The organism is Kitasatospora putterlickiae, assembly GCF_039527695.1.
Taxonomy (GTDB): Bacteria; Actinomycetota; Actinomycetes; order Streptomycetales; family Streptomycetaceae; genus Kitasatospora; species Kitasatospora putterlickiae.
Map to the genome: position 1 here is coordinate 1 of NZ_BAAAKJ010000516.1, position 7,353 is coordinate 7,353.

Sequence of the window (7,353 nt, forward strand, 5' to 3'; positions counted from 1 at the left end):
GCCGCCGGGCCTCGCGGTCGGGGGGCGTGCGCGGGCCCGACTAAGCTTGCGGACCATGGCGGCCACTGCAGAGCACAGCACCACCGGGGGCACCACCCCCGCGTACTACGTCACCACCCCGATCTACTACGTCAACGATCGTCCCCACCTCGGCCACGCGTACACCACCGTGGCGGGCGACGTGCTGACCCGCTGGCACCGCCAGCGCGGCGAGAAGGTCTGGTACCTGACCGGCACCGACGAGCACGGTCAGAAGATCCTGCGCACCGCCGAAGCCAACGGCGTCACCCCGCAGGAGTGGTGCGACAAGCTGGTCGAGGAGGCCTGGAAGCCGCTCTGGCAGCACCTTGAGATCGCCAACGACGACTTCATCCGCACCACCCAGGAGCGGCACACCGCCCGGGTGCAGGAGTTCGTCCAGGACCTGTACGACAAGGGCGAGATCTACAAGGGCGGCTACTCCGGCCCGTACTGCGTCGGCTGCGAGGAGTACAAGCTCCCCGCCGAACTGCTCGACGGTGCCACCGAGGGCGAGAAGCTCTGCCCGATCCACAAGAAGCCGGTCGAGTGGCTGGAGGAGGAGAACTACTTCTTCCGGCTCTCCGCGTACGGCCCCCGGCTGCTGGAGTTCTACGCCGAGAATCCCGGCTTCATCGCCCCCGAGTCGGCCCGCAACGAGGTGCTGCGCTTCGTCGAGCAGGGCCTGCAGGACCTCTCCATCTCCCGCTCCACATTCAACTGGGGCGTCCCCCTGCCCTGGGACGAGAAGCACGTGCTGTACGTGTGGGTGGACGCGCTGCAGAACTACATCACCGCGGCCGGCTACGGCGCCGACCCCGAGCGGTTCGCCGAGCTGTGGCCGGCGTCGGTGCACCTGGTCGGCAAGGACATCCTGCGCTTCCACGCGGTGATCTGGCCCGCGATGCTGATGGCCGCGGGCCTGCCGCTGCCGAAGCGGGTCGTCGCCAACGGCTGGCTGATGGTCGGCGGCGAGAAGATGTCCAAGTCCAACCTGACCGGCATCGCCCCCACCGACCTCACCTCGCACTTCGGCGTGGACGCCTACCGCTACTACTTCCTGCGGGCGATCCCGTTCGGCACCGACGGCTCGTTCTCCTGGGAGGACTTCACCGCCCGGTACACCTCCGAGCTGGCCAACGACTTCGGCAACCTCGCCTCCCGGGTGGCGGCCATGGTCGGCAAGTACTTCGACGGCGCGCTGCCGGCCGCGGCGGCGCCGGGCGAGGCCGAGCGGGCCGTCGCGGAGGGCCTCGCGACGGCGGTCGCGACCGCCGACCGGAAGATCGGCGAGGAACTGGACTTCGCGGGCGGGCTCGCGGCGGTCTTCGACTTCGTCAAGCAGGTCAACGGCTACCTCACCGAGCAGGAGCCGTGGAAGGTCGCCAAGGACGACTCGGCCGAGGGCCGGGACCGGCTGGCCACCATCCTCTACACCGCGGCCGAGGCTCTGCGGGGCACCGCCGTGCTGCTCAACCCGGTGATGCCGAGCACCGCCGAGAAGCTCTGGGTCTCGCTCGGCGCCGAGGCGGGGCTGGGCGCGCTCGCCGCGCAGACCGTCGCCGGGGCGGCGCGGTGGGGCCGGCTGCCCGCCGGGGCCACCGTCACCAAGGGCGAGATCCTGTTCCCCCGTCTTGAGGAGAAGCCGGCCTCCTGAGGCCGACGGAGTCCGGCCCCCCGGGGCCGGAGAAGGACGACTGATGCCGAAGAAGGACGACGACCGGGCCACCCCGCCGCCGCTGCCCGCCCCGCTGGCGGTGGCGGTCGCCGACTCGCACACCCATCTGGACATGCAGTCCGGCACCCCCGAGGAGGGCCTGGCCAAGGCCGCCTCGGTCGGGGTGGCCACCGTCGTCCAGGTCGGCTGCGACGTGCCCGGCTCGCGCTGGGCCGCCGACCTGGCGGCCCGGTTCGAGCAGGTGCACGCCGCCGTCGCCCTGCACCCCAACGAGGCGCCGCGGATCTTCCTCGGCGACCCCGACGGTTGGTCCGGGCAGCGGCGCGAGCCCGGCGGGCAGGCCGCGCTGGACGCGGCGCTGGCCGAGATCGACGCGCTCGCGGCGCTGCCGCAGGTCCTCGCGGTCGGCGAGACCGGCCTCGACTACTTCCGCACCGGGCCGGAGGGCGTGGAGATCCAGAAGGAGTCGTTCCGCCGCCACATCGCGATGGCCAAGCGGCACGGCAAGGCCCTGGTGATCCACGACCGGGACGCCCACGAGGACGTCATCGCCGTCCTGCTGGAGGAGGGCGCCCCCGAGCGGACCGTCTTCCACTGCTACTCCGGCGACGCCGAGATGGCCAAGGTCTGCGCCGAGCACGGCTGGTACCTCTCCTTCGCGGGGCCGGTCACCTTCAAGGCCAACCAGCCGCTGCGCGACGCCCTGGCCGTCACCCCGCTCGACCGGCTCCTGGTCGAGACCGACGCCCCCTTCCTCACTCCCCACCCCTACCGCGGCCGCCCCAACGCCCCGTACCTGATCCCGGTGACCGTCCGCTCGATGGCGGACACCCTGGGACTGGCCGAGGACGAGCTGGCCGCGGCGATCGCGGAGAACACGGCGCGGGCGTTCGGGTACTGATCCGATCGAACGAACATCGGGTTCCGGAGGAACGATTCGGCAGTCCTGGCGGCTACCTACGCTGGCTAGCATGAGTGCGGTGAGGGAGGTGGCCATGACCGCCATGCCGATCGACTGGATGTACCCGCCGTCCCAGGGCTGGACGTACGAGCAGGTCAGGGAACTCGATCTGCCGTTTGACTGGGAACTGGTGGACGGAGCCGTCGTGGTTCGAGGGATGACGAAGTGGTGGCACGACCAGGTCCGTGACCAGCTTCTCGCGAAACTGCTCGCGGCACGGATCGCGCCCTACGTGGTCAACGTCGAGCGCTGCGTCCTGCTCGATGAGCACAACGTCACCAAGCCCGACGTCGTCGTCTTCGACAAGACCGGTCTGGATTTCTTCGAGCTGGAGTGCACTCCGCCCGCGTCGGTCGTCCTGGCTGTGGAGGTGGTCTCGCCGGGCTCCCGGGTCGCCGACCGCTTCAGCAAACCCGGTCTCTACGCCGAGAAGGGCATCCCGCACTACTGGCGGGTCGAGCGGGGCATCGACAACCTCCCGATCGTCCACGAGTTCCACCGGGACGAGGAGAAGGGCGTCTACCTGCCGGTCGCGCAGCACGAGGGCGTGCTGCGGACCGCCGTCCCCTACCCCGTGGAGATCGACCTCGCGGCGGTCGTCGAGCTGTGAGGGGGCCGCGCGCCCGTATCCTTGGCGGGTGAGCACCACCGATCCCACCCCTGACAGCCGCCCCCAGCCCTCGGCCGGGGGGACCCCCTTGCTCGGCGGCGCGGACATCCGGGCGCTGGCGGACGCGTTCGGCGTGAAGCCGACCAAGCAGCGCGGGCAGAACTTCGTCATCGACGGCAACACCGTACGGCGCATCGTCCGGGCCGCCGAGGTGACCGGGGAGGACGCGGTGGTCGAGGTCGGGCCCGGGCTCGGGTCGCTGACGCTCGCACTGCTGGAGACCGCCCGGCACGTCACCGCCGTGGAGATCGACCCGGTGCTGGCGCGGCACCTGCCCGACACCGTCGCCGCCCGGATGCCCGGCAAGGCCGACGCGTTCGACCTGGTGTTCAGCGACGCGATGCTGGTCACCGAGCTGCCCGGCCCCGCGCCGACCGCGCTGGTCGCCAACCTGCCGTACAACGTGGCCGTGCCGGTGCTGCTGCACATGCTGGCCACCTTCCCCAGCATCGAGCGCACCCTGGTCATGGTGCAGAGCGAGGTCGCCGACCGGCTCGCCGCCAAGCCCGGCAACAAGGTGTACGGCGTCCCGTCGGTCAAGGCCAACTGGTACGCCGACGTGAAGCGGGCCGGGGCCATCGGCCGCAACGTCTTCTGGCCCGCGCCCAACGTCGACTCCGGGCTGGTCTCGCTGATCCGCCGCGAGCCGCCCCGGACCACCGCGAGCCGCGAGGAGGTGTTCGCGGTCGTCGACGCCGCGTTCGCCCAGCGCCGCAAGACCCTGCGGGCCGCGCTGGCCGGCTGGGCCGGCTCCGCCGCCGCGGCCGAGCAGGCGCTCACCGCCGCCGGGATCGACCACAAGCTGCGCGGTGAGATGCTCACCGTCGAGCAGTTCGCCGCCATCGCCGAGCACAAGCCGGAGTAAGGGTCTTCCAGTGAGCGTCACGGTCCGCGTACCCGCCAAGGTCAACGTCCAGCTCGGGGTCGGCGGACTGCGCGCCGACGGCTTCCACGACCTGGCCAACGTCTTCTTCGCGGTCGCCCTCGGCGACGAGGTGACCGCGACGGCGGGCGAGCCCGGCACCGGCGTCATCCTCGGCTGCACCGGACCCGACGCCGGCGCCGTCCCGCTGGACGACAGCAACCTCGCCGCCCGCGCCGCCCGGCTGCTGGCCGCCCGCCACGGCCTCGCCGAGCCCGACGTCCGGCTGGACATCGCCAAGGCCATCCCGGTGGCCGGCGGCATGGCCGGCGGCAGCGCCGACGGTGCGGCGGCGCTGGTCGCCTGCGACGCGTTGTGGGGGCTCGGGACGCCGACCGGGGTGCTGCTGGAACTGGCCGCCGAACTCGGCTCCGACGTGCCGTTCGCCCTCGTCGGCGGCGTCGCCCTGGGCCGCGGCCGGGGCGAGATCCTGGAGCCGCTGCCCGTCGCCGGCACCCACCACTGGGTCTTCGCGGTCGCCGACGGCGGCCTGTCCACCCCCGCCGTCTTCCGCGAGTGCGACCGGCTGCGCGAGGAGGCCGGCACCGGCTCCAGCGACACCGAGGTGCCCACCCCCGACGCCGACCCCGCCCTGCTCGCCGCCCTCGCCGACGGCGACACCGTCGCGCTGGCCGCCGCGCTGGCCAACGACCTCCAGCCCGCCGCCCTGTCGCTGCGCCCGGCCCTCGCCGACACCCTCCGGGCCGGCACCGAGGCCGGCGCGCTCGGGGCGCTGGTCTCCGGCTCCGGGCCGACCTGCGCCTTCCTGGCCAAGGACGCCGCCGCCGCCGAGGCCGTCGCCGCCGCACTGCGCGCCTCCGGCAGCTGCCGGACCGCGCACGCCACCCACGGCCCGGTGCCCGGCGCCGCCGTGGTCGTGGAGGCGTGACGGCCGGTCGAGCGGGCGGGGACCGGGGACGGGCCCACTAGGCTGGGAGGCTCCAGGCTCCGCCCGAGCCCGGACCGTCGAACCCAGGAGCGCAGCACACGTGGCCGTCAACCTCGCCACCATCGAGTCCGTCACGAAGGTCTACGGCACCCGGGCCCTTCTGGACGGGGTCAGCCTCGGCGTCAGCGAGGGCGACCGGATCGGTGTCGTCGGACGCAACGGCGACGGCAAGACCACCCTGATCCGGATGCTCGCCAAGCTGGAGGAGCCCGACGGCGGCCGGATCACCTGGTCCGGCGGCCTGCAGCTGGCCGTCCTCACCCAGCACGACTCGCTGGACCCGACCGCTACCATCCGGCACGAGGTCATCGCCGACCGCGCCGACCACGAGTGGCTCGGCGACGCCCGCATCCGCGACATCATCGAGGGCCTCTTCGGCGGCCTCGACCTGCCCGGGTTCCCCGACGGCCTGGACACCGTCATCGGCCCGCTCTCCGGCGGCGAGCGCCGCCGGATCGCCCTCGCCAAGCTGCTGCTGGGCGCGCCGGACCTGATCGTCCTCGACGAGCCCACCAACCACCTCGACGTCGAGGGCATCGCCTGGCTCGCCAAGCACCTCCAGGCCCGCCGCTCCGGACTGGTCTGCGTCACCCACGACCGCTGGTTCCTCGACCAGGTCTGCACCCGGATGTGGGACGTCCAGCACGGCACCGTGCACGAGTACGAGGGCGGCTACTCCGACTACGTCTTCGCGCGCGCCGAGCGGTCCCGGATCGAGGCCGTCGAGGAGCAGAAGCGCCAGAACCTCGCCCGCAAGGAGCTCGCCTGGCTGCGCCGCGGCGCCCCCGCCCGCACCTCCAAGCCCCGCTACCGCATCGAGGCCGCCAACGCGCTGATCGCCGACGTCCCCGACCCGCGCGACAAGAGCGAGCTGATGAAGTTCGCCAACGCCCGCCTCGGCCGGACCGTCTTCGACCTGGAGGGCGTGACGGTCAAGGCCGGCCCCAAGCTGCTGCTGGAGAACCTCACCTGGCAGCTCGGCCCCGGCGACCGGATCGGCCTGCTCGGCGTCAACGGCGCCGGCAAGACCTCGCTGCTGCGCGCGATGCGCGACGCCTACACCTCGGAGGGCGACGTCCAGCCCGCGTCCGGGGTCGTCAAGGTCGGCAAGACGGTGCGCCTGGCCTACCTCTCCCAGGAGGTCGCCGAGCTGGACCCGGCCACCCGGGTGCTCCAGGCCGTCGAGCAGGTCCGCTCCCGGGTCGACCTTGGCAAGGGCCGGGAGATGAGCGCCGGCCAGCTCTGCGAGCAGTTCGGCTTCGGCAAGGACAAGCAGTGGACGCCGGTCGGCGACCTGTCCGGCGGCGAGCGGCGTCGGCTCCAGCTGCTCCGGCTGCTGATGGACGAGCCCAATGTGCTGTTCCTCGACGAGCCCACCAACGACCTCGACATCGAGACCCTCAACCAGCTGGAGGACCTGCTCGACGGCTGGCCCGGCTCGATGGTCGTGATCAGCCACGACCGCTTCTTCATCGAGCGCACCACGGACGTGACGTACGCGCTGCTCGGCGACCGGCGGATGCGGATGCTGCCGAACGGCGTCGACGAGTACCTGGAGCGGCGCACCGCGATGGCCGCCGCCGCGGCCGCCGCCGCTTCGGCCGCTTCCGCCGGTTCCGCCGGTTCGGCCACCGCCTCCGGTGCGACGGCGACGGCGGCCGGCGGCGAGGCCGGGGCGCCCGCGCTGTCCGGCGGGGACCTGCGGGCGGCCAAGAAGGAGATGCAGAAGCTGGAGCGGCAGATCGCCAAGCTGGACGAGAAGGAGTCCAAGCTGCACGCCCAACTCGCCGAGCACGCCGCCGACTTCTCCAAGGTCGCCGAACTGGACGGTCAACTGCGCGCCGTCCGGGACGAGAAGGAGGAGCTGGAGATGAGCTGGCTGGAGCTGGCCGAGCAGGTCTGAGCCCCCTCAGGAACCGCCGGCGAGAAGCGTGTCCAACTCGTCCGCCGCCCGGCCCAGCGCGCTGCGCGTCGGATCGTGCGGGCGGGTCGGACGCGCCGCCGCCCGGGTGGGCGGACGGTGCGCGCGGGCCGCGGCCGACAGCTCGTCCAGCGCCCGGGCGACCCGCTCCACCTCCACCGGGTCCGGCACCCGTCCGCCGTACCGGCGCTGCGCCGCGAACGCCGCCACCGCGCCGCCCAACCGCTCCAGGGC

The 7,353-nt window shown here is 72.8% G+C and carries 7 protein-coding genes; 6 read left to right on the forward strand and 1 reads right to left on the reverse strand.

The window, feature by feature from the left end:
• Positions 1-55 precede the first annotated feature (55 nt).
• From metG to ABD308_RS38430, 6 genes are all read left to right on the forward strand, one after another.
• Positions 56-1,675: a methionine--tRNA ligase gene (metG, locus tag ABD308_RS38405; RefSeq protein ID WP_344345589.1), complete on the forward strand. Its 1,620-nt coding sequence runs from the start codon at positions 56-58 to the stop codon at positions 1,673-1,675.
• A gap of 43 nt (positions 1,676-1,718) precedes the next feature.
• Entirely contained in the window at positions 1,719-2,597 is an 879-nt protein-coding gene (locus ABD308_RS38410; RefSeq protein ID WP_344345591.1) for a TatD family hydrolase, read from the forward strand.
• Positions 2,598-2,667: 70 nt separating this feature from the next.
• Entirely contained in the window at positions 2,668-3,267 is a 600-nt protein-coding gene (locus ABD308_RS38415) for a Uma2 family endonuclease (RefSeq protein ID WP_344345593.1), read from the forward strand.
• A gap of 28 nt (positions 3,268-3,295) precedes the next feature.
• Positions 3,296-4,192, forward strand: coding sequence for a 16S rRNA (adenine(1518)-N(6)/adenine(1519)-N(6))-dimethyltransferase RsmA (gene rsmA / locus ABD308_RS38420; RefSeq protein WP_344345595.1), 897 nt, complete (start codon positions 3,296-3,298; stop codon positions 4,190-4,192).
• A 10-nt stretch (positions 4,193-4,202) separates the two neighbouring features.
• On the forward strand, positions 4,203-5,138 hold the full coding sequence (locus tag ABD308_RS38425; RefSeq protein ID WP_344345596.1) for a 4-(cytidine 5'-diphospho)-2-C-methyl-D-erythritol kinase: 936 nt from the start codon (positions 4,203-4,205) through the stop codon (positions 5,136-5,138).
• Between the two features lie 100 nt (positions 5,139-5,238).
• A complete protein-coding gene (locus ABD308_RS38430) occupies positions 5,239-7,101 on the forward strand; it encodes an ABC-F family ATP-binding cassette domain-containing protein (protein ID WP_344345598.1) in 1,863 nt (620 codons plus the stop codon).
• A 6-nt stretch (positions 7,102-7,107) separates the two neighbouring features.
• Here the strand turns inward: ABD308_RS38430 and ABD308_RS38435 are convergent.
• A partial coding sequence (locus ABD308_RS38435) for a hypothetical protein (protein WP_344345600.1) occupies positions 7,108-7,353 on the reverse strand: 246 nt, incomplete at its 5' end.